The organism is Peptostreptococcus faecalis (assembly GCF_900240845.1).
In the GTDB taxonomy this organism is placed as follows: Bacteria; Bacillota; Clostridia; order Peptostreptococcales; family Peptostreptococcaceae; genus Peptostreptococcus; species Peptostreptococcus faecalis.
The window spans coordinates 520,657-546,078 of record NZ_OERU01000001.1 but is presented as its reverse complement, the minus strand read 5'-3'; the positions used below and the strand labels follow the sequence as shown (position 1 = coordinate 546,078).

Annotated in this window: 20 protein-coding genes; 2 read left to right on the top strand and 18 right to left on the bottom strand. The window is 31.7% G+C overall.

Annotated elements, in window-relative coordinates:
- Positions 1 to 59 precede the first annotated feature (59 nt).
- The 8 genes from C0982_RS02535 to C0982_RS02500 form a co-directional block, all read right to left on the bottom strand.
- Positions 60 to 944 (bottom strand): TSUP family transporter, encoded by an 885-nt coding sequence (locus C0982_RS02535; RefSeq protein ID WP_180946846.1) that lies wholly within the window; start codon positions 942 to 944, stop codon positions 60 to 62.
- Between the two features lie 82 nt (positions 945 to 1,026).
- A complete protein-coding gene (locus C0982_RS02530; RefSeq protein ID WP_101772649.1) occupies positions 1,027 to 2,034 on the bottom strand; it encodes a proline racemase in 1,008 nt (335 codons plus the stop codon).
- Positions 2,035 to 2,182: 148 nt separating this feature from the next.
- On the bottom strand, positions 2,183 to 2,650 hold the full coding sequence (locus C0982_RS02525) for a glycine/sarcosine/betaine reductase component B subunit (RefSeq protein WP_101772648.1): 468 nt from the start codon (positions 2,648 to 2,650) through the stop codon (positions 2,183 to 2,185).
- Between the two features lie 12 nt (positions 2,651 to 2,662).
- On the bottom strand, positions 2,663 to 3,421 hold the full coding sequence (gene prdD, locus C0982_RS02520; protein ID WP_101772647.1) for a proline reductase cluster protein PrdD: 759 nt from the start codon (positions 3,419 to 3,421) through the stop codon (positions 2,663 to 2,665).
- 127 nt (positions 3,422 to 3,548) lie between these two features.
- Positions 3,549 to 4,280: a D-proline reductase (dithiol) protein PrdB gene (gene prdB / locus C0982_RS02515; protein ID WP_101772646.1), complete on the bottom strand. Its 732-nt coding sequence runs from the start codon at positions 4,278 to 4,280 to the stop codon at positions 3,549 to 3,551.
- Between the two features lie 24 nt (positions 4,281 to 4,304).
- Positions 4,305 to 4,670, bottom strand: a complete 366-nt coding sequence (locus C0982_RS02510) for a CBO2463/CBO2479 domain-containing protein (protein ID WP_101772645.1) — start codon at positions 4,668 to 4,670, stop codon at positions 4,305 to 4,307.
- 49 nt (positions 4,671 to 4,719) lie between these two features.
- Positions 4,720 to 6,621, bottom strand: a complete 1,902-nt coding sequence (gene prdA / locus C0982_RS02505; protein ID WP_101772644.1) for a D-proline reductase (dithiol) proprotein PrdA — start codon at positions 6,619 to 6,621, stop codon at positions 4,720 to 4,722.
- Positions 6,622 to 7,653: 1,032 nt separating this feature from the next.
- Positions 7,654 to 9,420, bottom strand: coding sequence for a sigma 54-interacting transcriptional regulator (locus tag C0982_RS02500; protein WP_101772643.1), 1,767 nt, complete (start codon positions 9,418 to 9,420; stop codon positions 7,654 to 7,656).
- Between the two features lie 463 nt (positions 9,421 to 9,883).
- Here C0982_RS02500 and prdC point away from each other — a divergent pair, with 463 nt between their 5' ends.
- Entirely contained in the window at positions 9,884 to 11,197 is a 1,314-nt protein-coding gene (gene prdC, locus C0982_RS02495) for a proline reductase-associated electron transfer protein PrdC (RefSeq protein ID WP_101772642.1), read from the top strand.
- Between the two features lie 67 nt (positions 11,198 to 11,264).
- Here the strand turns inward: prdC and selB are convergent, their stop codons facing one another.
- The 5 genes from selB to C0982_RS02470 all read right to left on the bottom strand — a co-directional run bounded on the left by selB (position 11,265) and on the right by C0982_RS02470 (position 17,515).
- Positions 11,265 to 13,154: a selenocysteine-specific translation elongation factor gene (gene selB, locus C0982_RS02490; protein WP_101772641.1), complete on the bottom strand. Its 1,890-nt coding sequence runs from the start codon at positions 13,152 to 13,154 to the stop codon at positions 11,265 to 11,267.
- Between the two features lie 3 nt (positions 13,155 to 13,157).
- Positions 13,158 to 14,591, bottom strand: a complete 1,434-nt coding sequence (gene selA, locus C0982_RS02485; RefSeq protein ID WP_101772640.1) for an L-seryl-tRNA(Sec) selenium transferase — start codon at positions 14,589 to 14,591, stop codon at positions 13,158 to 13,160.
- A gap of 3 nt (positions 14,592 to 14,594) precedes the next feature.
- Positions 14,595 to 15,647 (bottom strand): selenide, water dikinase SelD, encoded by a 1,053-nt coding sequence (gene selD, locus C0982_RS02480; protein WP_101772639.1) that lies wholly within the window; start codon positions 15,645 to 15,647, stop codon positions 14,595 to 14,597.
- Positions 15,648 to 15,668: 21 nt separating this feature from the next.
- Complete coding sequence (locus C0982_RS02475; protein ID WP_101772638.1) at positions 15,669 to 16,649, bottom strand: ornithine cyclodeaminase family protein; 981 nt, start codon at positions 16,647 to 16,649, stop codon at positions 15,669 to 15,671.
- Positions 16,650 to 16,753: 104 nt separating this feature from the next.
- Positions 16,754 to 17,515: a helix-hairpin-helix domain-containing protein gene (locus tag C0982_RS02470; RefSeq protein WP_101772637.1), complete on the bottom strand. Its 762-nt coding sequence runs from the start codon at positions 17,513 to 17,515 to the stop codon at positions 16,754 to 16,756.
- 175 nt (positions 17,516 to 17,690) lie between these two features.
- On the opposite strand from C0982_RS02470, the gene C0982_RS02465 reads away from it, so the two are divergent.
- Positions 17,691 to 19,460, top strand: coding sequence for a D-alanyl-D-alanine carboxypeptidase family protein (locus C0982_RS02465; protein ID WP_101772636.1), 1,770 nt, complete (start codon positions 17,691 to 17,693; stop codon positions 19,458 to 19,460).
- 125 nt (positions 19,461 to 19,585) lie between these two features.
- On the opposite strand, the gene C0982_RS02460 is transcribed toward C0982_RS02465, so the two are convergent.
- The 5 genes from C0982_RS02460 to C0982_RS02440 form a co-directional block, all read right to left on the bottom strand.
- The gene (locus tag C0982_RS02460; RefSeq protein WP_101772635.1) at positions 19,586 to 19,921 is read right to left on the bottom strand and encodes a DUF2325 domain-containing protein; all 336 of its coding nucleotides are present in this window, start codon (positions 19,919 to 19,921) and stop codon (positions 19,586 to 19,588) included.
- 168 nt (positions 19,922 to 20,089) lie between these two features.
- A complete protein-coding gene (locus C0982_RS02455) occupies positions 20,090 to 22,789 on the bottom strand; it encodes a cation-translocating P-type ATPase (RefSeq protein WP_101772634.1) in 2,700 nt (899 codons plus the stop codon).
- 300 nt (positions 22,790 to 23,089) lie between these two features.
- Positions 23,090 to 23,467: a RidA family protein gene (locus C0982_RS02450; RefSeq protein ID WP_101772633.1), complete on the bottom strand. Its 378-nt coding sequence runs from the start codon at positions 23,465 to 23,467 to the stop codon at positions 23,090 to 23,092.
- A 162-nt stretch (positions 23,468 to 23,629) separates the two neighbouring features.
- Entirely contained in the window at positions 23,630 to 24,847 is a 1,218-nt protein-coding gene (gene ilvA / locus C0982_RS02445; RefSeq protein WP_101772632.1) for a threonine ammonia-lyase, read from the bottom strand.
- A 186-nt stretch (positions 24,848 to 25,033) separates the two neighbouring features.
- Positions 25,034 to 25,420 (bottom strand): YhbY family RNA-binding protein, encoded by a 387-nt coding sequence (locus tag C0982_RS02440; protein WP_101772631.1) that lies wholly within the window; start codon positions 25,418 to 25,420, stop codon positions 25,034 to 25,036.
- Between the last annotated feature and the right edge of the window lie 2 nt (positions 25,421 to 25,422).

The following is a 25,422-nucleotide window of genomic DNA, read 5'->3' as shown; positions in this document are numbered from 1 at the left end:
GCTAGATAATATCATCTTAGTTTATTTCTGATTTATTACATTTAACCATACTAAACTAACTATATGCTATTTTCTTCTTTGTTAGTAAATGCTGCTTTAAGCATCATAAATGCTGTAGCTAATACAACAACAATTACTAGTATTTTCAATTTTTCTATATCTAAGCTAGATACGAATGGGAATGCACATCCTACACCTATTATACCTGAAATAGCTATAATAGCTGCATTTTTTTTAGCATATGCATTTTCCTTTATAAACTTAGCTGATGCAACTGGCATCAATAACGCGCATGAACCCATCATAATTGGGAATGCTGCCATAGGATCCATTCCCATTGCATATACAACTACCATAGCTGGAGCATATAGACCTACACCTGCTGTCATTAACATTCCTAGTCCTAGGAAAATAACTATTCCTGCTACAAGTTTAACACCACTAAGTCCAAGAGCAGTTCCTCCTAATGGAATCCACTTCATAACAGATGCTAGGAAAAGAATTGCTGAAATTAATAAAGCAACACCCATTACAATCTGTACAGTTCTTTCTTTAATCTTAGACATAATCCCTGCACCAACATAAGAACCTACTACTGCAGCGCCTATTAAAGAAACTAATGTTACTGAGTCGACATTAGTAGCTCCAATAAATAATATTGCTTCCAACATTACTGGAAGGGCATCTGCAACGTTTAATGTTCCAGGTATTTGTTTGTCTCTAAGGTTGTGTCTAAAAGCTTTAAAGAAGAACATCGATGGTGCAAATGAACCTATACCAAGTGTATCAAAAAAGTTTGTTACAAATCCAGTAACAGCTGGTTTCCAAATTTTTTCATCTTCAAACGTATTTTCTTTTTTAGCTTTCAATAGATCTTTTATAAATACAAATGCAAAACCTATAAAAGCAACATATAGTAATATTTGTAGTATTTTTATAATCATAACTTTTCGTCTCCTAATTTTATATTTTATAAATTGGAAAAGTCATATTAATAATATTATCTAAATATAAAATTTAAATTTCTTATTTCAATATGAATCCATATTTTACTGGATCAGTTTCATCTATAACAAAGTTATTGAAACCTGTTATATATGCAGATCCTGAAATTTGAGGGATTATAGCATCATAATCTCCTACCTTAGTCTTTTCTACTATTTCACCTTCAAATAAAGTTCCAAGTATTGATTCATATACAAACTTTTCACCTTCTTTGAACTCTCCTCTAGCAAAAAGAGTAGCAAGCTTAGCACTTGTACCTGTTCCACAAGGAGATCTATCTACTTGACCCTGACCAAATACAACACAGTTTTTAAGAGTTGCACCTGGAGTGTCTGTTTCTGACCACCATTCAATTAAATCAACAGTGTGAATATGTGGTAATTCAGGATGTTGAACTGGTATTTCTTTATTTACTATTTCAAGAAGTTGCATACCAACAGTATTTAATATTCCTGCATTTTCAGGAACAATTTCAACGCCTATCTGATCTGCTCTTATAATAGCAAAGAAACTACCTCCGAATGATATATCAAATTTAACTTTTCCGTATCCTGGAAGTTCAACTTCTTGATCTTTTTTGTATAAGAAAGAAGGAACGTTTTTGAAAGAAACTTTCTTAGCCTTTCCATCTTCTACTTCAACAGATCCTCTAATTATACCTGCAGGAGCTTCCTGAACTACATTAGTAATTGGTTCTGTAACTGGTACCATTCCTGTTTCAACAGCAGCTGTCATAGCCCCGATTGTTCCGTGGCCACACATATTAAGGTATCCGCCACCGTCCATAAAAATAATTCCATAGTCTGCTTCATCTACAGTAGGCTGAGTTATTATTGAACCGAACATATCATTGTGTCCTCTTGGCTCTAACATAATTGCTGTTCTAATATGATCTAGATTATCTTCTAGCCACTGTTTCTTTTCCGGCATATTCTTCCCTTTAATATTAGGTATTCCACCAACAACTATACGAGTTGCTTCTCCAGCTGTGTGCGAATCGATTGCTTGAATACTTTTACTAAATTTCATAACTAAGTACCTCCAGTCAAATAATTAATTTATATCTAAGTTATAAATATACTTCAACATGAATTATACGCATAACCTAAATTTCTAAGATGTATTTCCGGAATTTTCAATCTATTTTATTTCAAAAACACATTATAAATAATACCATTTACTTCTTTTTTTGCATTTTTAACTTTAAAAAAGCAAGAGATTTTTTTGCATCAATAAGATTGGCATTATTTTCACCAACCACTTCAGTCTCAATTCCCTCTTTACTTTTATTAATATCAACTATCGTATCCATATATTTATTTACAACTACAAATCTAGCTTGCACTCCATTAAATGTTATACCTACAGTTGGTATAGATCTTTTTCCTATTTCTTCAAATGTGTTAGCATAGTCGACATGTGAGTTTCCCCAACCGTCTGAACTTAATATAACACCATCTGCTCTCATAGCTTCACACCAAGCTGCGGCTCTCTGACCTACAAGATTTTTGTATTTGTTATCATCAGGAGTCCCAACAATCATAATTCCTATGAAATCGATATCTTTATCTTCACCCAATACTTCAACTAATGGATCTCTGAACATATGTAATGTAGTTTCTTTAGTCGATGGTCCTATTCCCATGCTCGATACCTCCTATACTAATGCTCTCAAAATTCCATCCCTGTATTCATTCGGGGATAGTATCATAGGCATGTTACACATATCAATTATTGACGTTCCTCCTTCAAATCCACTAGGTTCTTCAGGAAAAACTAAATTGTCATACATGGCACCTTGCCCTGCTATCTGTTTGACAAGCACAACTTTTTTCTTACCTGGTCTAGATTTATCCAAGTATTCATATGATGAATCTGCTTGTCTCCCATCTATAGTTTTTAATGTATTTCTAATTTCTTGAATAAAATCATCACATGCTCTAAAACAAGCATTCGGAAGCGTTCTATCAAATGGTAATCCACCTCTAATAGTAACGTCCATATGTATAATGTAATCAGAAGTAGATGGAGTTCCTCTTCTACCAAATTTAAGTTGCTCACTTAGTATACCTTCTGATGAACCAAACTCATGCATTTGTCTACCATCTTCGTCAACACCTGTAAGCATTACATATACACCTGTAAGAGTATGAGTAATTCCTTCTCCTATTTTTCCGAGTACCTTTGTAGAAATTGGAATTATATCCATTATTGTATTTATTTCTTTATTATAATCTCCTGGTTTTATAATATCCAGTTTTATATCAACTATCAAGTCTTGCGCAGATTTAAGTTCCTCTATTTTTTCAGGAACTAATTCTAGTATATTATCTTTTATTGAAAATCGATTTCCATATCTTACTTCGTTAATAGAAAACGGCTTAATAATAAGCTTTCTCAATATTTTTTCTTCCATACTATTCACCTCTACTTTACTAAAAAAATAAGAAAATTACATCCTCCATAAACTATGGAGGATGTATTTACTTATTTTCTTGTATTATCATCCAAATCCTAATCCAGACTAATAATATATATTTATATTATATAGCTGCGTGGTATTCAAATGGTAAAGGTACTATCTTTCCTGCTGAAGGAATAGCTATTAACTGCTCTAAAGTAGCCTTTAGTATTCCTGTCTGCATTTCAATGTTGTGTGGTTCACCAGCGTTAGCACCCATTGGTACCAATGGAGCAACCGCTCTTGGAGTACCATTCTGTCTAACTACTGGAGGAAGAGCTGCTATTATTATAGTTGGTATACCAGCTTCTTCTATTGCTCTCTGCACGATCACGGCAGTTCTATGACAAGTACCTCAGCCTGCTGTCATAACAACGCCGTCAACACCTTCATCTTTTAATTTCTGTGCAATAGCTGGACCAGTTTCATTTGTAAATGCGTCCTGGTTTCCACCACCGCCCATGAATGTATAATGGAAAGGTGCAACTGCTTTTATAAAGCCTTCTGCAGCAAGTTCATGTAATCTTTCGATTGGGAACATACTGTTTATATCTTTATTTACGTCAGAGTTATCATATCCACCATGTGATACCATCAAATCATCTGGAGTAGCTGTATCTGGTACGGCTCTATATCCTGTATCACCAGCTAGGTTAAATCTTTCATCATTTTTCATATGTACACCGGCAGCTGAAGCCAATGCTATTACCATTTCGTTTAATGGTTTTGTAACAGGAGTCCAAACTGGAGGTGGTGTTATAGGAACAAATATCTCAGATTGAAGTCCTGGAACTGTTGTTAAATTACGACTCATTATATTTCTCTCCCTTCGGAATAGTTATTTTTCTGACTTAAGTTTTTCGATTTCTTCTTTAAGATCCGCTAATTCCTTAGACTTTTCTAAAATTTCTCTCTCTATTCTTGTCAGATTCTCTATTTTTTTACTTTCTTCTACTTTTTGCTGACTTTTTATTTTTCTTACATATTCCTCGTTAGGCTCAGAACTAAATACCTCTGGGTTGCTTAACATAAACCCGACCTCTTGACCTACTTGAGGATTATAGTCAGTAATAAGCATTCTATTTGGTATTTTAAATTGTCCAAGTCTACCTTTTAGATCAATAGTGACTGCGCCGCCCTCTATTTTAGAGATGACACCTTCATAGTATTTTTCTGAGGAAATGTATCTTAAATCTTCCTGCATACTCTACCTTCCTTCCGCTAGGTATTTGAACAAACATACTTTAATAGTATTATTCACCATCAACTGGAGTGTAAGTATCTTCTACTATTCCAGCTTCTATATCTTCTCTTTCGTATAGTGCACTTCTCTTTCTAGTCATGTTAAGAGTAGTTTCATTATCTTCAAGAGGAATAGTTATTCCTAGAGTTTTCTCTATTGCATCAATGTTATTAAGTTTAACGTTGTTATTCCATTTTCTTTCAGGTTCTTTTACTTCTACACCTTCAATAGCATTCTTAAGCATAGATATAATTCTATAAGCTTCTTCTGGTGCTAATGTATTGTTTTCAAGTATTTCGTTTTCTATACCTTGTCTAGATTTGTTGTTATCAACCATGTGAGTCATGTACTTGTTACCAACAACTAGAGCTCCCTGTACAGCACAGAATGAAACCCCTACTACTGGAATTCCTCTCATACCGATCTGTTCGATATGTGATGCGAAGTCGATATGGTTGTTACCAAATCCTTCTGTAGTAACAACAGCTCCATCTACTTCCATAGATTCAACTAACATACCTAATCTCTTAGATACATAGAATTTTTCAGAGTTTGCCTGTGGAGAACCTACAAAAATTACCCCTACTAGGTCGAACTCTTCATCAGCCATTGCCATTTCAACTAGTGGCTCTCTCCAGTAATGTCTAGACATTTCCTTAGAAGCAGGTCCTATGCAAGTCAACGCATGTATACCACCATCTAATACTTCAAGTGGAGATAAAACAACTGGAACGTTACCAAGGTCAACGTTTGGTCTAGCTCCTAAAGTACCAACTGGTTCTACTGGTAGTATTAGGTTATCGTGCATTGCACCCTGTCCCATTATTTCCTTGATTACAACTATTTTCTTTCTTCCAGTTCTTCTGAACTGTTCTATTACTTCAGTATCTACTACTAAAGATTCATCTTCAACAGCCTTTAAAGCTTCTCTTATTTCTTGAGTGATATAATCGAATGCCTTATGAGCAGCTAAAGGTCCTGGTCTTTCCATGTTAGTTCCTTCTTTTATAGTTACCTGTCCTTTTATGAAGATATCTCCATAATCAGCAGCACCTGGTCTACCCCACATCATAGTTGTGTCCATAGCACCTTCAGAAGAACCGAATTCACCAATTTGTACACCGTTTGCATCAGTACCAGTAAGTACCATTACAACACCATCAAGTACTCTTGTTACACCTTCTCCTAAGTCGCCTTCTTCCTTAGTTGCAACTGGCTGAAGGTCAAGAACTGCTTCAGAATATTCATTGTATCTGTCTGGAGTTATGATATCTAATTTTAAATCATAAACCAATTCTTCAGTAGCTATTGCTTCTTTACAAAGTTCTTCTGGAGTTCTGATTGTAAGAGTAGTTCCATCGATTGAAGTCTTTTCACCGAAAACTACCTTATCTATTTTGTAGTGCTTCTTAGTAAGTGATCTTATAAGTTTAGTAGTTTCTTCTTCAGCAACTGGTACAGATACACCTGCTACAGGAGCTCCTGTCTGTCCAGCAGCACCGGCAATACCCATTGGTATTTCAAGGTTTATACCTTTTCCTTCTGCTATACTTATCTTAAGAACACCTCCAGATACGTTTGAAGTTGATGCAGCTGGAGCTACTACTTCATTAGTAGTTACTTCTTCAGCAACTTCTTCCTCTTCTGAATCAACGTTTTCCGCGTAATCAACAATATTATCTGTTGTCATTGGCTGAAGAGCATCTATTGTAGCTGTTGCTTTTGCTCCTAATACCTGACCTATTGTCAATGCGTTTTCTGGAATTTCTAGTAAACCAGAGTCTATTAAGTCTGGGAATATAGCTGGATCTTCAAGATTTGCAGCTTCAACTATTGATCCCGCTTCGAATCTACAGCAACTTACTGCAGGGTCATTAGCATGGGCTTTTGCTGTTTCATTAGTAATTGACATAGCAAAAAATCCTCCTTTTTAAAAAAATAATTAATTTATAACAAATATGTATCTGGTCGACATCTGCACATTATCCACGTATAAAACACTTTATAGTGTTTAGCTATTTTATATTAGCAATTTTCAATGAACAATACTTCTTTGTGAATATGTAGTCAACCGTATGCATATTGGTTTACATATTTATAATACGAAGATAAAATGCTTCTTCGTATTTTCTTGAAACATATAAGATAAAATTATACTTGCCTATCGTTTTAACTGACACTAGATAAAAATCCCAAACTTCTTCGAGCATATATATTCTTAATTCCTCAAATAATTTAGAATGAATAATCATTATACAAAGTCAGTTAATAAATTAAACAACTATTTATTTAACAAAACACAAGATGAGTATAGCAATTTTCATGCCACTTTGTCAAGAATTTAATTAAATTTTATAAATTTTTTTTTAAACATCTTGATTCTGCTAGTGTATAAAAAGTTCTATATTTATTATAAAACATATAATATGACTCCTAGTTTTACTAAAATTCATATTATATGTTTTAAACTATAGGTTTCAATTTACAAACAAACAAATTTCAATACAAGTTATTTTTATCCAATTTTTTAATGTTTAGATATAGTAAATATAGAATAATTTCTACAAGATAAACCATATAATCACATAAGTGTTTAATAGTTCACCTGTGTTATAACTGTCTATTTTTCGACACTTTTTCATGTTCAATTGAACTTATTTGAATATTTTGTAATTTATCAAACAATTAGGTAAAAGAGTCTAATACTTATCTTTTCAGATACTATAATTTAAATAAACTGTAAGTTTTTTGTACATGTGTCAGTTTTTAGACATATCATTTTTACTATCTCTTTAAAGTTATTATACCACTATTTCTGTATTTTTAAAGCGAAATAATTTTTAAATTCCTGTTGAATCGATTTTTAATCACTTTTTTTAGGTTAAATAATAAAAAAAGCACCTATTTTTTTGTTTTGAACTCAATAAAATAAGTGCTCTTTTTATCAATTTTCGTGCTTTTTTATATTATATTTTCTGATTTTATAATACAGTGTTGCCCTAGGAATATTTAATATTTTCGCAGTTTTACTTTTATTCCATTTATTTTTTTCTAAAGTTTCTCTAATCCTCTTAATTTCCAAAAGTTCAGTTGCTTCATTCAAATCTGTCGGATACATCTTAGACTTGCCCGATTTTTCTATAGAATTTATTATATACTCTGGCATATCATCTGATTCTATAGTTTTTTTAAATGACAAGACTACAATGTTTTCTATAATGTTCTTTAGCTCTCTTATATTATCCTTCCATTCATACTTTTCCAATATTCTAAACGCCTCTTTCCCTATCTTTAAAAAGGGTTTATTTACTTTTTTGCACTCTTCTTCTAAAAAGTGATATATTAGTATTCCTATGTCTTCATTTCTATCTCTTAATGCAGGTAATTTTATCTCTATTACATTCAAAAAGTAATACAGATCATCTCTAAATTTACCTTCTTTTAGAAGAGATTTAATATTTTCACTAGTTGATGATATAACTCTAATATCTATACTTATCGAACTTTCTCCGCCAACTCTTGTAACCTCTTTATTTTGTAATACCCTTAGTAGTTGAGCTTGAACATTATAAGGAATCTTATCTACTTCATCTAAAAACAGAGTCCCTCCATTTGCTATTTCTAACAATCCAGCCTTGCTTCTGTCACGATTTCCTTCATAATCATTATCCGAATAACCGAAAAAATCTCTTTCAAAATTGTCTTGATTGATGATATTACAATTCACATGTATAAAACTGCCCTTTTTTAAACTATTTTTATGTATAGCTCTAGCAAATAACTCTTTACCTGTACCAGCTTCTCCGGTGATCATTACAGAAGTATTCGTCTTTGAAACTTGTCTTGCAATGTTTTTAGCTCTTTCAATGCCGTAACAATTCCCAAGTATTTGGTCAAAATCTCCAGTAGATAACGATATTACATCTTCCAGATATTTTATTTTTTCTTGCGTTACTTCTAATTCTTTTGCTAATTTTTTTGCATCTGTTATGTCTACTTCAGTACAAACTACCCCTACAAATTCTTTTTTGTAATATACAGGACTGGCTCTTACTATACCATATAATTCCACACCATTATCCTGTTTTATATAGTATACATCTCTTATTTCTGTTTTTGTTCTAAGAACTCTAATAGAAATGGTATCCTCTAGAAAGTCACTCATTTTCTTTCCAACCATCTCTTCTGCAGTTATATTATACCTATTTTCCATAAAACTATTCCACAAAAGGACTATTCCATCTTTATCTACAGCACATATCCCTTCATCTATTTGACCTACTAGATATTTCAAAGTGCTGTATTTTGACTCAATATCTTCTAGAGATTTTGCTTTTACCTTTTCTTTTGTAATATATCCAATTACTTCTCTGTTTTCATCTATTAATATGAAAATATTTGAATATATATCTTCTTCTACATTTCGTATTGTCAACATACTACTGTCTTCTATAATTTTAAAATCTTTTTTAGCAACTTTTTCTAATTTTACTTTTTTATATTCTTCTCCATATTTGCTTATGATTTCGGGTATATTTTCTATTAGAAAATAACCTATAATATTTTCTGAAACTTTATCTATTATTATAATAATTTTATTTTCAACCGTAATTGCATTAAAAATATCTTTTATATCATTCTGATCTTCAGCTATTATAAACTCAGTTTCTATTATATCTTTTATTGATCCATCTAATGGAACCGTAAACATCTACATCCCCCCTGAAGTTCTACTTTATAAATCTATTATAAAATTATATCATAGCATTGTATTTTTACAATAATAACTAACTTAAATACATTGAATAGTAAACTTGAATAGAGATCTTTAATTTGGAAATAGCTTTATTTTACTAAACTCTTTATTCACATACATATGTATAAATAGTGCTTAATGACAAAAGTCACAGATTTTTATATAGTCAATGAGACTTTATAATTATGTTTTCACATAATTTCAAGACAATATTTTAAGTTAAACTTTTTTTTAGGTGTTAACATTTTTATTTTATGTGGTATAATAACTTTTAGGTAAAAGAAAACTATCTTTTTTGAGCTCTATTTTTTTGTTTTTTTGAACAAAGATATCTCTTTAATAGAATAACTATAATAAATAAAAAATAAACAACTTATATTTAAACAACACACACATTTATTATTAAGGAGGCAGAGTCATGTCAAAAAATATCCATTTATTATTAAAGCAAAATATTGGTGCTAAAAATACTCCTGTAGTTAAAGTTGGAGAAGAAGTAAAAAGAGGTCAATTAGTAGCTACATTTGAAGGATTAGGTGCTTACCTACATTCAAGTGTAGATGGAAAAGTTATAGATGTAACTGAAGATGAAATTGTCATTGAGGCAAACGAAGTTCAAAGTGAAGATTTCGTAAAAATAGAAAAGGGTGCAACAATAGCTGAAACTGTAAAGAACGCTGGTATTGTTGGTTTAGGTGGAGCTGGTTTCCCTGCTCATATCAAGTTAGGAACTGATTTAGGTGGTACTGGATACATACTATGTAACGCTGCAGAATGTGAACCTTTACTATCACACAACATGGATCAACTTCTTGAAGAACCTAAAAAATTAATCAGAGGTATGCAACTTTGTATGGAAGCTTGTAATGCTGCTCACGGAGTATTTGCATTAAAAGAAATACATCCAAAAGAAATCCAAGCATTAGAAAAAATGATTGACGATGAAAGAATCACTGTAAAGGCTATGCCTAATATGTACCCAATGGGTGAAGAAAGAGCTGTAGTAAGAGAATGTCTAGGCATTGTTCTTGAAACAGATAAACTTCCTTCAGAAGCTAATGCTGTAGTTGTAAACTCTGAAACTATGTGTGCAATAGCAGAAGCAGTTGATGAATTAAAACCATTAATCGACAAGAGATTAACTGTTGCTGGTTACTTAAATACTGCACTTTCTACTGAAGTATTCAAGCATGTTCCAGTTGGTACTAAGGTTGGAGATTTAATTGAAGCTGCAGGCGGAATTTATAAGTATGGTGAATACGGTGAAATAATCATGGGTGGACCATTCACTGGTAAACACAGTGATTATGATGCTCCAATAACTAAGACAACTGGAGGAATCCTTGTTACTCAGCCATATCCAAAGGATGAAAGAAAGATGGGTATCCTAGTTTGTGCATGTGGTGGAAATGAAGAAAGATTAAGAGAAATAGCTTCTTTCATGGGTGCTGAAGTAGTTGGCGTTCAAAAGTGTAAACAAGCAATAGAAGGAAAAGGTGGAGTACTTAAGTGTGAAAATCCAGGACACTGCCCTGGTCAAGCTGAAAAACTTCTTAACCTTAAGAAGAGCGGTGCTCAAACTGTTCTTATATCTAACTGTACTGACTGTACAAACACTGTAATGGGCGTTGCTCCTAAGATGAAGATGCCTGTTTACCATCAGACAGATACAATACTTGATACAATGGGTGTTGAAAGAATAAGATTCTTAAAAGACGGACAGAAAAAATAATATATTTTAAATATAAAAACCTCAAGCAATTGCTTGAGGTTTTATTTTTTATATATGAATTTTATAATTAATTCAATACTCTTTTATTTTCTACTCTTTTAGTAATTTTCTTTTTATCAAAACTTTCAAGTATCAGCATACTTATTTTTCTACTAGATCCGACCATATCTCTAAATTCAGCCAGAGTCATTGCTTCATTTTTTTTCAAAAATTCTACTACCATATTTCTAGCCTTTTCATATAATTCAACAGATATTATATAGTCTTCATCAAGTAATTCTATTTCTTCGCCAATCATCGACTCAATAACTTTTTTATTTGTAGTATCGCCTTCACTTAAAGTTTCAATTGTATATAAATCTTTGTATCCTAGCGATTTTATTTTTTTATTCAAGTCATTCTTTATCTTGACTTCTTTATCACTTAATTCAACATGAAAATCTTTTATGGATACCAAATTATTTACGATTTTAATCAAATCATTTTTTTCAACAAGATTTAAAAATGCATCTATATCTTTTGTCTTAAATCTTGGTTCTACCTTCAGACCTGCTTCTTGTTTTGGCATACCAATTTTCAAATTATTCTCTTTGTGATACGAATTAAGTACCTGCATCAAATGATCAACCATTGAATTAAAATAGCCAATATGTACAATATTATTATTAATATTCACAACTCTTTTTTCATCTTCAAGTTTAGATAAAAGTTCAGTTAATTCTTTTTTATCAATCCCAACATATGAAGTCATCTCACTTGTTTTAGGGTAATTTTTTGAATTATTTTTTAAATATATTTCAAGAACTTCTTGGCTATCTCCTTGTTCTTTCACTTTCAGTTCTTCAATTATTTTTTTTGTTTTTTTATTTCTACCATGTTTTTCATCTGCTACATCGACTATTATACCTCCACCAATCGTTACTATTGGTGAATATGTCCTCACAACAAATGGATCTAGTTTTTTACATATTATTTTTTCTTCTAGCCTAAGCTGAACGTATGCTTCTTCTCCAGGATTCATAATTTCAGACTCTAAAGGAACTGCTCTACACAGTATTTCTCTAGTTCCGTGATACAGTTTTAATCTATCCCAATCCTTCAAAACACTATTTTCATGATTCAATAACTTGATTCTGACATCTATCATCATGGATTCTAACATAGAGTCTGGAGCAGCTAGTACATCTCCTCTTGCAACATCACTCATTTTTAAGTTAGAAAAGTTTATTGCGGTTCTTTGTCCTGCATAAGCAGTTTTTTCGTCTTTACTATGAACTTGTATATTTCTAACCACTGCTTTTTTTGCACTTGGATATACTTCTAACTCGTCACCAACATTTATTTTGCCTTCAATTACTGTACCTGTTACTACAGTTCCAAATCCTTTTACAGTAAAGACTCTATCAATATTCATTCTAGCTGGTAAATGTGTATTTCTATCTTCAACATCTTCAGTCATAGTATCGATTTTTTCAATCAATTCTGGTATACCTTTTTTAGAAATAGAATCTACTCTAACTACATCCGACCCTTCTAAAAAAGTTCCTTTAATTTCATCTTTTATATCTTCTTCAGCTAGTTCTAACATATCTTCATCTACCATGTCACATTTTGTCATGACAATAATACCTTTTTTTATATTTAGATAAGAAAGTATGTCAATATGTTCAACAGTCTGTGGCATTACCCCTTCATCAGCTGCTACTACTAGCATTACCATATCTAATCCTAAAGCCCCAGCCAACATGTTTTTAATGAATTTTTCATGGCCAGGAACGTCTACAATTCCTACTCTTTTTTCACTGGGAAGATCAAAGTATGTAAAACCTAAATTAATAGATATACCTCTCTTTTTTTCTTCATCCAAAGTATCGGTTTCTCTACCTGTCAAAGCTTTTATTAAACTAGTTTTACCATGATCGATATGTCCAGCAGTTCCAATAACTAAATGTTTCATTAATTATCTACCTCCTAGAGCCTTCGCTAGTTCTTCAGCTATTTGTTCAAATTGATCTTCAAATATTGTTCTAGCATCAAGTACATACTTATCATCATAAACTCTAGCAATAATATGAGAACTACTAAGTCTTAATTTTTCCTCAAGAGCGTTAACGCTTATATTTTTGGGTTTTATTGATATACCTGCTGATTTTAGTATTTCAGTTGGCATAGATCCACCGCCTACTTGACCATCTGTGTCTTCTATATTTATATCAGCTTCAATTTTATATTCATTTAACTTATTTACAACGTTATTATAAAGATTGTTTGCTTTTTCTTTCACTTCTTCATAAGTGTAAGTCAACATACGTAAAGTTGGAATATTTTTTACAGCATTTTCTTCATCTAAATAAAATCTCAAAGTTGCCTCTAATGCTGCTATCGTTATTTTATCAACTCTAAGAGCTCTTGTTAGTTGATTTTTTTTCATTCTTTCAATATATTTCTTTTTACCAACTATAATTCCCGCCTGAGGACCACCTAACATTTTATCACCACTAAAGCTAACAACGTCGACCCCACTATTTATAGAATCAAACACCGTTGGTTCATATGTAAGTCCATATTTAGAAAGATCCACAAATACTCCGCTTCCCAAATCTTCTATCAGTGGTAAATCATTTTTATCCGCCAAATCTCTCAACTCTGATATAGTTACTTCCTTTGAAAAACCTACTACTCTATAGTTACTAGTATGAACTTTCATCAAAACCTTAGTGTTTTCAGTTATTGCTTCTTCATAGTCTTTATAATGAGTTTTATTTGTAGCTCCTACTTCTATTAAATCTGCTCCACTAAGTGCCATTATACTAGGTATTCTAAAAGCGCCTCCAACTTCTACAAGTTCACCTCTAGATACTATCGCTTCTCCACCCTTAGCTAAAGTACTCAAAACTAAAAGTACAGCAGCCGCATTATTATTTACTACTAATACATCTTCTGCACCTGTAAGTCTTTTAATCATGTCGGTAAGGTGGCTATATCTAGAACCTCTTTCGCCTTTATCTATATCATATTCCAAATTTGAATATCTTGAAGCCGCATCCCATATTTCATTTTTTATCTGCGGACTTAAAAGCGATCTCCCTAAGTTTGTATGAAGTACTATTCCAGTTCCATTTATTACTTTTTTTAATGATAATTCATAGTTTTTTTTAGACTTTTCAATTGACTCCATCAATATATTGTTTTGACTTATTGAAAATCCTGCAACTTCCGATTCTTCTAAAGATATTATCTTTTTTCTATTTTCATCAACTACTTCTCTAATTGATTCTACTACCAATTTTCTTGGTATAGTTTCACATAATTCTTCAATTTTTACATCACATAATAGTTCATCTATAGAAGGCAGCTCTGAAAATAGCGCTGCCTTAATATTTTTTTTACTCATAAATTAATATACCTCTACATATTTTTTTCTTTTCTCTACAACTTCTCCTACAACTTCTGCTGTGATAGATCCGTTGTCTAGCATATCCTTTACTATAGAGTCCGCGTATTCCTTTGGTAAAGATACCAATAATCCCCCAGAAGTTTGAGGATCATATAATATATCAGACATTGCATTAGATACATCTTCTGACATATGTACTTTTTCTTTAACGTATTCTCTATTTCTATATGCACCACCTGGCACCATTCCCATACTTGCAAGCTCCTCAGCTCTATCAAAAGTAGGTACTTTTTTAGAATCTAACACTAATGTAACTTCAGACCCTTTTGCCATTTCTACTGCGTGCCCTATCATCCCAAATCCAGTCACGTCAGTAACAGAATTTATTGGGAATTTAGAAAAACTCATCGCAGCATATTTATTTAAATGTGTCATTACTTCTACTACAAAATCTGATTCTTCTTCATTTAACAAATCAACTTTCATAGCTGTGTTCATTATTCCTGCCCCTAATGGCTTTGTCAAAACTAACGCATCTCCAGGTTTTGCTGATGAGTTTGCCAATACCTTATCTGGATGCACTACACCTAGCACTGATAGTCCATATTTTGGCTCTTGATCATCAACTGTGTGACCACCAACTAATAAACCACCGCTTTCTTTTACCTTATCGAATCCGCCTCTCAAAATATCACTCAATACGTCCATATTTTCGCAAGATGGAAAACATGCTATATTCATAGAAACAATTGGTTCTCCTCCCATTGCATATATATCTGAAAGAGCATTTGCAGCTGCAATTTGCCCAAATGTATATGGATCATCTACCATAGGTGTAAAAAAGTCCAAGCTTTGAATCAAAGCAGTGTCCTCGGAAATTTTATACACAGCCGCATCATCAGAAGTGTCAATTCCAACTAGTAAATTTTCTAATTTATCGCTATTATTTTTAGGAAGTTTAGACAAAACCTTAGCCAGATCCTCTGGTCCAATTTTAGCCGCTCACCCTCCTGCCTTAGTCATATCTGTTAACTTCTTCATTTCTTTATTCATTTTTTATTTCCTTTCTTAATTTTACCAATCGTATCCGACGCTATTTTCTAAAGCTTTATCATATATAGCCTTAGCTGTTACCACGTCTTGAGTGCTAAATCCAACCGTCTTAAATACTATTATTTCATCATCAGACTCTCTAGATTTCACTTTTCCATTTATCACTTCACCTATTTCACCTGTAAAGTTTTTTTCAGTTATTTCTCCATTTGCAAGTGCATTTATAAAACATCCTGCTTCAGCTAATACAGCACTTTTTGAATCAAAATAAATTTTATCAGCCTTCATTAGTGTTTTATTATCAATTTCACACATTGTAGGCATATAGGCACCTACTCCACATATTGTTGCACCTTTTTTGATTTTATCTCCATTTATCACTGGCTTAGTAGATGTAGTTACTAGAGTTATAATATCTGCTCCTTCTACAGCTAAATCTGAACTATCAACTGAAAATACTTTTATATTATTGTACTTAGTACCCATTTTTTCAGCAAATTTATCTCTTTTTTCTTTTGTTGCAGAGAAAACTCTAATTTCTTCTAAATTTTTAGCGGCAGTTACCATTGCATCGAATTGAGACTCTGCTTGACCTCCAGTACCAATTAAAGCACCTACTTTAGATTCTTTTCTAGCCAATATACTAATTGCAGCACCAGCTGCAGCACCAGTTCTAAGTTCAGTGACATAAGTTCCATCCAAAATACAACTTACTACTCCTGTCTTGTCATCTACTAAAAGCACTGTTCCCGGAGTAGAAGGCAATCCTCTTTTTGCGTTTTCAGAAAATACTGACACTATTTTCAATCCTGCTGCACCAATCGCATCTACATATCCAGGCATAAATATTATACTTCCATTTTCGCTTTTTGATTGTATATTTGTTCTAAGTGGAGAAATATCTTTATTATCACTATGAATTGAGAATGCCAGTTTATCTGATTCTATCGCATCCTCCATCGTGAAAATTCTTTTTATATCTTCTCTATTTAAAAGCTTCATTTTTACTCCCCCTTAAAGAAATTTTTTATATTATTTTAGTTAAATTATTACATATATCTTTACTATTATATCATAGTTAAATGCTGAAATCTATCTATTACACTTCACTTAACAACTATATAGTCCTTCATATTTTCATATTTTTTATCTCCTATTCCCGATACATCCTTAATCCCTTCTATATCTTTAAATTTACCGTTATTTTCTCTGTGATTTATAATTTTTTTCGCAGTCGCAGGCCCTACACCAGGTATAGATATTAGTTCTGATTCATCAGCAGTATTTATATTTATTTTTCCTTTATCAGGATTATTTTTTAATGAATTTTTATGTTTTTCATCTGATGCTCCGTTTTCATTTGAATTTGCTATTCCTTCATTTTCATTGCCACTACTTTGATGCGTATCTTCCCCTTTGTAAGGAATTATATAATGCTGTGAATCCTCTAAAATCATCGCTAAATTTATTCTTTCAAGATCTGCCTTTTCATGTAAACCTCCTAATAGTTTTATAGCATCATCTAATCGCTTATTAGATTCTAAGGTTATCACTCCAGGATTTGCAACAGCTCCAGTAATATATATAGTTATCTTTTCATTTTTATCTTCCCTTTTTATACTCTTATCATTTTTTATAGTCTTATCACTATTTTTATTCTCAAAGTCTTCCTTCGTAGCCTCAATTGCATTCTCTTTATCTTCAACCAATACTTTCTTATCAGCAAAGTTCGTATTCCAATTTAAAAAAACTTTGCACAAAACAACTGCTAAAATTACAGATGTAACTATTAGCTTTTTCATATCAATCTTACTCAAAATTTCCTCTTTATTAAATAGGTCTAAAATTTTATCTTTTATATTCTTCATCATGGTCCCTCCTTCATTTTTATATTTGTAGCCAAATATCACAAAAATTGCACTGAGTACAAATAGAACCTTCTATAATCTCTTTTTTTATGATATACTAATTTTGCAATGTTTATGTAATTTATTATAAAGGAGGATTGGTGTATCTTTTATAAGTACATCTTTATTAGCTATTATGAAAAAAAGTATTTCTATTTTTTCAGCATTAATTTTGTCCTTTAATTTGGTAGTTGGAAGCACAGTTCTGTCTAACGCTGATGAAAAAGCAGAATTGGATTCTTTAAAATCAAAATATATAGTATTAATGGATTATAATTCTGGAAAAATTCTATATGAAAAAAATGCTGAAAAAAAAATGTATCCAGCGTCCACAACAAAGATATGGACCGCTTTTTGTGCCTTAAAAAAGGCAAAAAACCTCAATGAGGAAATAGAGATAACAGATATGCCTGAGGTAGAAGGCTCTAGCATGTCTTTAGAAAATGGTGAGAAATTCACGCTATTGCAATTGTTGCAATCACTTCTAGTACATTCTTCCAATGACGTGGGATATGTGCTTGCCAAGCATTATGGGAATGGAGATCCTAAAAAATTCATCGATTTTATGAATGAGGAAGCTTCAAAATATGGAGCAAAAAATACCCATTTTAACAACCCTCACGGACTTCCAGATACTGATCACTATACTACTGCTATGGATATGACAACTTTGTCTAGAGTAGCATATAGTAATGAAACAATAAAAAATATTGTTGCTATGAAAAGTGTTTCTTTTAATGCAAATGAGAACTCAAAATTCGATAGGCTACTTATCAACAGTAATAAATTTTTAACTTCAACGATGACAATGGATTATAAAGGAAAAAATATTCCTATAAAATATGATATTGTAGATGGAATGAAGACTGGATTTACTGATGATGCTGGTAACTGTCTCGTATCAACTGCAGAAAAAAATGGAGTTAGACTTATCGGAGGCATTTTCTTTGCACCAAGTGGTAGTTTATACCACGATTCTAGAACTATTCTAGATTACGGATTTGATAATTATAAAACTGTAAAAGTACTAAAAAAGGAAGATTACAAAGGTGAAAAGAAAGTCAATTTTGCAAAACCAGGTACAATTAAATACACTCTTGCAAATGACTACAGTGTAACGACATCTAAGAACGAATCTTTCTCTAAGAAAGATTACACTAAAAAATATGATTTTGACAAATTGAATATGCCTGTTAAAAAAGGTGATATAATAGGTACTTTAAATGTCTACAACAAAGGAACGTTGGTGTCAAATATCGCCTTAGTTGCAGAAAATGGGTCTCAAACGTATTTTCAATATTTATTAAGCTTTTTACCTTTTGGAAAAGATGACAAATCTAGCGAACAGAAAGAAGACAATACTAGCAATCAAAAAGAAGATAAAAAAGAAAGTAAAAAGGATTCAGATGCAGAGGCTAAAAAAGATGACAAAAAGTCTAAATCAGAGTCCACTGCTTCAAAGCTAAAAAGCCTACCTGAAAAGTTTACTTCAGAAATATCTAACTCATTCAAAGGTATTACAAGCTTCTTTTCAGAGATAAAAGACTTCATTGTTTCAATCTTTAATTCAAATGGACTTGAAGAAATCGAAAAGAATAACTTATATAAATTTTTAGATAAAAAAATAAAATCTAAAATAGATTTTATACCGTCAAAAATAATTATACTTGGAACACCTCTTTTGATTATTTTAATTATACTTATATTAATTGTTTCTATAATTAGAGATAAAATCAAACGTAAATTCAGTTCAAAGAAAAAAAGAAAAAGTGAATTAAGTGTTGAGGATATTACCCCTATTGAAGAGATTTCTCCATCAGAAATTAAGCAAGACGAGTTAAAACAAAAGTACAATGTAAAAGAAATTGACAATGACGATATCGAAAACAAAGACGATAATAATTAATATTTAGATTACTTTCATAATCCTACTACATATATGTAGTAGGATTATTTTTATTAAAAAAACACCTTTATCAAAGTATTATAACTACTCTGCTAAAGGTGTTTTAAATATATTATGTGTAATTATTAGTTAGCTTTTTTACATTTACATAATTTAGTACATTTTGAACAGTTTCCTAAACAAACATCTACTTCTTCTAGACACTCAGAAAAGGCTACTTTACTGCTGTTTTTATGTCTAAAAATAGGTATATTCATTTTTTTAGCCTGTGACTCAACTATTCTAGATAATTTATGTGAAACTGTAGAAGTCATTATTACAATAGCATCTGGTGATCCGATAGAATTTTTCACCTGACTTGACATAGTAGTATATACTTTAGTCTTATATCCTCTACTTTTAGCTATTTTATAATAATCTTTTTCCATCCTCTCATGTCCACCTATTACCAATAAACTCATAAATATGTCCCCCCAAATTTATATATTATTCCTTAAATTTTGAATTAATAAATGAAATTCTACAAGATTTCATTTCTATCTTTTTTATTTATGATAATAATTATCATCCTTATTGATATAATATACAAATTTAGCTGTTTTGTCAATATTTATTAGTAAATTTTTTTACTAATTTTTATTTTTTGTAAATCTAGCAACTCTTATTTTCTTAGTTATTTCCATTGCAACTACTGCTAACAATGATAATAAGAAAGAAATTCCTATTTCTCTATATGAGAATGCCTCTGGTATACCAAATATCGGCTTTACAAATGGAAGCATTACTATTCCTAGCATCACAAAACATATACCTACAGCTATAATAACTGTTCTATTTGAGAAAAATCCTAACTCAAAAGGTGAATGGAAATCTGATCTACAAGCAAATGTCTGTAGAGTTCTAGACAACAATAATGTTGTGAAAGCAAAAGCTACTCCCATTTCAGGCGATCCCATTCTCAAGCCTATAAATTGAGCTATAATTGCTGCTGCTCCAACAAATACACCTCTAGATAAAATAGCTTGAAGCGTTCCTCCACCTAGTAGACCTTCATCTTTATCCCTAGGAGGAACATCCATTATTCCATCTTCAATATTTTCCATTCCTAACGCTATAGCAGGCAATGAGTCGTTTACCATATTTATAAATATCAACTGTAAAGGAGTATACGGATTTGACCAGTCCGCAAATACTGCAAATAATATAGAAATTATAGCTCCTAAGTTTCCAGAGAAAAGATAAGTTATAGATTTCTTTATATTACTAAATACTGTTCTACCAACTTCAACAGCTGATATAATGCTTGCAAAGTTATCATCTAATAAAACCATTGCTGAAGCATCCTTAGCAACCTCAGTTCCACTACCCATGCCTATTCCTATATCTGCTTTCTTAAGGGCAGGAGCATCATTTACACCATCTCCTGTCATAGCTGTAACTTTATTTTTATTTTGCCATGCATTTACAATCCTTATTTTATTTTTTGGAGAAACTCTCGCATACACGCTTATTTTTTCTAAATGAGCATCCAGTTCTTCTTCACTCAAAGCATCTAGCTCTTGACCTGTATATGCTTCTTCACCATCTTCATATAATCCTATTTTCTTAGCAATTGCAACAGCTGTAGTCTTGTGATCTCCTGTTATCATAATAGGCTTTATTCCAGCTTTTTTTGCTTTTTTAATTGCATCTTTTACCTCTTCTCTTGGAGGGTCAATCATTGCAGTTAAACCTATAAATGTAAAATCATTTTCTGAATCAAAATCTATCGTTTCGTTATCACCTATTTCTTTATAAGCAAATGCCAATACTCTAAGTGCATCTTGCGAATATTTTTCATTTTGAGTCTTTATATTTTCAAGCATTTCAGGAGTCATTTCAAGTACTTTGTCACCAACTAAAACTTTTTTAGCTCTTGACAACAATACATCTGGAGCTCCCTTAGTAATCATTATATTTTTACCATCTACACAATGTAGAGTAGACATTAGCTTTCTTTCTGAATCGAAAGGTATCTCTTGAATTCTGTCATATTTTTTTCTTACAGATTCTACATCATAACCTCTCTTATTTGCAAACACTGTAAGAGCTATTTCAGTACTATCACCTATTTCAACGCCCTTTTCTGTTACATGTGAATCATTACATAGAGCAGATGCATAAATCAATGCTGAGTCTGAATTCAGCTTGAAATCACTTATATTTTCATCTGGAGATTCACCTTTAAATACTATAGATTCAGCTCCATTTGAATTGTATTCATAATATTCTACCACTGTCATTTTATTCATTGTAAGTGTACCAGTTTTATCTGTACAAATAATAGAAGTAGATCCCAATGTTTCCACTGCTGGCAACTTTCTTATTATAGAGTTTTTCTTAGACATCATTCTCGTACCCATAGATAGAATAATCGTCACAATTGAAGACAATGCTTCTGGAATAGCTGCAACAGCTATTGCTACTGCAAAAATAAATGAAGTTAATATCACTTCCTTTATATCCCTTCCTTCAGGATGACTCATACTTCTTAACACCTGAATACTAAATATAAAAATACAAATTCCCATTATTGCCAAACCAAGTTTGCCAGAGAATTTTTCTATATTAGCCTGTAACGGAGTTTGTTTATCTTCTGTTTGCTCAAGAAGATCTGCTATTTTACCTATTTCTGTATCCATTCCTGTAGATGTACATACGTACTTTGCTCTACCATTTACTACCATCGATGTAGAATACACCATATTCACTCTGTCACCTAGACTCTGATTCTCTTTTATAATATCTGTATTTTTTTCTACTGGCTCAGATTCTCCCGTAAGCATTCCTTCTACTATCTTCAAAGATTCAGCCTCAAGTAATCTACCATCTGATGGAACATAATCTCCAGCTTCTAGAAGTACTATATCCCCAGGGACTACATCTTTAGACGATATTGTAATCTTTTTACCATCTCTTAGTACTTTAGCATCTGGAACTGACATTTGTTTCAAACTTTTAATTGACGATTCAGCTTTTTTTGTTTGAACTGTGCCCAGTACCGCATTTAATATTAGTACTAAGAATATTATTACTGACTCAATTATCGATCCCATTAAAATCTGTATTACGGCTGCAATAACAAGTATTACAACCATCGGATCTTTAAAGTTTTCTAAAAAGATTTTCCAAATAGGATCGCCTTTCTTTTCTCTTAATTCATTTTTACCATACTTTTCCAAATGTTCATTAGCTTTATCTGTAGATAATCCATCGATAGTAGAGTCCAAAGTTTTTACTACATCTAACTGATCCATTTGATAATATTGGATTTTCTTTTCATCTTGCATACTATAACCTCCTTATATAATTTCAAATTCAATAATACGTATAATTAATTATACATCTAAATAACATTAAAAAAGCCCTGACTTTACGGACCTCAAAATAAACGCACTGTGTGCATTTATCCTGAAGGTCTCGCAGTCAAGGCTACCTTGTCTATTAACCGAGTATAATAAAATACTGTATTGACGACTAACAAATATATATACTATGTATATATAACGCTACTCCCCTTCATATTAAATTATTATATACAATTCTTATAAAAAAGTCAATAAATGCATAAAATACATTTTAATTAACAATTAAAGTACTACTAAAACTTCAACTTCTACCCTTGCTCCCTTTGGAAGCTCTTTAACAGCTACACAAGATCTAGCTGGTCTGTGTTCTGAGAAGTATTCTGCATAAACTTCATTCATCGCTGCAAAATCATTCATATCAGTAAGATATACTGTAGTCTTTACTACCTTTGTAAAATCTGAACCTACTTCTTTTAAAACAGCAGATACGTTTTTCATTGACTGATGAGTTTCTTCTTGTATAGTCCCTTTTACTAATTCTCCAGTTTCTGGTATTAGTGGTATTTGTCCTGAACAATAAACTACATTATCAACCTTAATTGCTTGTGAATATGGTCCTACAGCTGCAGGCGCATTCTTTGTAAAAATAACTTCTGACATTTTTCTACCTCCTGGTCATTTTGCTTTCTATATAATTATATACCTATTGTATATTTCTTTCAACACGTTCTTATATTTATTAAATATTTTCAAAATAAACTTTTGTAATTAAAAGTTTATTTCTTCTAAATTTTAATCTATCTATGTGAAAAATAAATTAAATTAGAAAAATTTTACTTCTAATCCATTTTCAATAAATGCAGATTTTAGATTTTCAATCTGTTCAAAATCTACTGTTTCTATTGTGGCTTCTACTATTTGCTTTTTAAAGTATAGTCCTGAGGAACTCTTTCCTTGGTTAAATGTAAGTATATTTCCTCCAACCTTTGCAATTACATTTACAAATTTAGCAAGGTTTCCAGGTGAATCTTGAAGATCTGCTACGATGTTAACTCTTCTACCTTGTTTCTTTAATGCAACAGCCATTATTCTGTAAAGAGTATTTATATCCACATTACCACCAGATACTACACATACTACTCTTTCATCTTTTTTAGGTTTATACTTACCTGATAAAAGCGCCGCTGTACTTACAGCACCCGCACCTTCTGACATTAATTTTTGATTTTCAAGCATATATAATATAGCTTCTGCTATTTCTTCTTCTGTAACTGTAATAATATCTTCAACATTTTTAGATACTATATCAAACGTCAAATCTCCAGGAGTACGAACTGCTATACCATCGGCAACAGTTATATCATTAAACATAGATTTAACTTCTCCAGCCTCAAAAGAAGCCTTCATTGATGGAATATTACAAGTCTGAACGCCTATTATTTTTATATCAGGGTTAAGAGCCTTTATAGCTGTTGAAATACCAGCAATAATACCTCCACCTCCTATTGGAACAATTACAGTGTCAATATTTCCGTCAAGTTGTTCAAATATTTCAAGACCTATAGTTCCTTGCCCTGCTATTACGTACTTATCATTAAAAGGATCTAAGAAAGTTGCTCCTGTTTCTTTTTGAACTTCTATAGCCTTGTCATGTGCATCATCATAAACATTACCATGAAGAATTACTTCAGCTCCATAGCTTTTAGTTGCTGCAACTTTTGATAAAGGTGCATTTGCTGGCATACAAATAGTCGCTTTTATTCCTGCATTTTTAGCCCCCATTGCTACACCTTGTGCGTGATTTCCAGCACTTGAAGCTATAACTCCTTTAGATTTTTCTTCATCGCTTAAATGAGCGATCTTATTATAAGCACCTCTGATTTTAAATGAACCTGTTCTTTGAAGGTTCTCACACTTATAGTAAACTTTTGCCCCAGTTCTTTCTGAAAGTCTAACGTTTTCTAGCACGTCAGTCTTTAATACGACATCTTTTACAATGTCATAAGCTTCTCTTACATCATCGATAGTAACCTTTTCCATTCTAATTCACTCCTAAATATTAATAATTATTCTAACTTATAACAAAAAACTCCCCATAAATACTATAGTACTACGAGGAGATTTTTTCAAGGATTTAATTCAATTTTTTAAAAGAAATTAGATTTTTTTCGATTTAATTTAAAGATTAAGATATCTTATTCTATAAAAATAAATAACTTATATCTTTTATCTATTTTTATTTTCGTTCTCATTTGCCATTCTTTTTGTAATTCTATTGCTAGAAACTTCATCTCTCTTATTTTTTGCTTTTGCAGGTCCATGCCCTGGAAAAGTAATTTTAGGATTTTCATTGTTTTTTTTGTATATTGTAAATTTATTGCCTATAGCTTGTACAAATTCCGCTCTAATAGCATTACATACTGCATTTGCTGATTCACGGGCGTCTAATCCAGCATTATCCAATATTGTAACTTTTACAATCTCTCTAGCTTTTAATTGCTCATCTAATTGAGTCAAAAATTCCTCACTTATTCCATCTTTACCTATTTGAGTAGTTGGCTTTATACCGTTAGCCATAGATCTAAGATAGCTTCTTTTCTTTCCACTTAACATAA

Coding starts and splice junctions, on each gene's coding strand:
- C0982_RS02535 (WP_180946846.1), bottom strand. CDS start 944: ATGATTATAAAAATACTACAAATATTACTATATGTTGCTTTTATAGGT.
- C0982_RS02530 (WP_101772649.1), bottom strand. CDS start 2,034: ATGAAATTTAGTAAAAGTATTCAAGCAATCGATTCGCACACAGCTGGA.
- C0982_RS02525 (WP_101772648.1), bottom strand. CDS start 2,650: ATGGGAATAGGACCATCGACTAAAGAAACTACATTACATATGTTCAGA.
- prdD (WP_101772647.1), bottom strand. CDS start 3,421: ATGGAAGAAAAAATATTGAGAAAGCTTATTATTAAGCCGTTTTCTATT.
- C0982_RS02510 (WP_101772645.1), bottom strand. CDS start 4,670: ATGCAGGAAGATTTAAGATACATTTCCTCAGAAAAATACTATGAAGGT.
- prdA (WP_101772644.1), bottom strand. CDS start 6,621: ATGTCAATTACTAATGAAACAGCAAAAGCCCATGCTAATGACCCTGCA.
- C0982_RS02500 (WP_101772643.1), bottom strand. CDS start 9,420: ATGTTTACGGTTCCATTAGATGGATCAATAAAAGATATAATAGAAACT.
- prdC (WP_101772642.1), top strand. CDS start 9,884: ATGTCAAAAAATATCCATTTATTATTAAAGCAAAATATTGGTGCTAAA.
- selB (WP_101772641.1), bottom strand. CDS start 13,154: ATGAAACATTTAGTTATTGGAACTGCTGGACATATCGATCATGGTAAA.
- selA (WP_101772640.1), bottom strand. CDS start 14,591: ATGAGTAAAAAAAATATTAAGGCAGCGCTATTTTCAGAGCTGCCTTCT.
- C0982_RS02475 (WP_101772638.1), bottom strand. CDS start 16,649: ATGAAGCTTTTAAATAGAGAAGATATAAAAAGAATTTTCACGATGGAG.
- C0982_RS02470 (WP_101772637.1), bottom strand. CDS start 17,515: ATGAAGAATATAAAAGATAAAATTTTAGACCTATTTAATAAAGAGGAA.
- C0982_RS02465 (WP_101772636.1), top strand. CDS start 17,691: ATGAAAAAAAGTATTTCTATTTTTTCAGCATTAATTTTGTCCTTTAAT.
- C0982_RS02460 (WP_101772635.1), bottom strand. CDS start 19,921: ATGAGTTTATTGGTAATAGGTGGACATGAGAGGATGGAAAAAGATTAT.
- C0982_RS02455 (WP_101772634.1), bottom strand. CDS start 22,789: ATGCAAGATGAAAAGAAAATCCAATATTATCAAATGGATCAGTTAGAT.
- C0982_RS02450 (WP_101772633.1), bottom strand. CDS start 23,467: ATGTCAGAAGTTATTTTTACAAAGAATGCGCCTGCAGCTGTAGGACCA.
- ilvA (WP_101772632.1), bottom strand. CDS start 24,847: ATGGAAAAGGTTACTATCGATGATGTAAGAGAAGCTTATGACATTGTA.
- C0982_RS02440 (WP_101772631.1), bottom strand. CDS start 25,420: ATGTTAAGTGGAAAGAAAAGAAGCTATCTTAGATCTATGGCTAACGGT.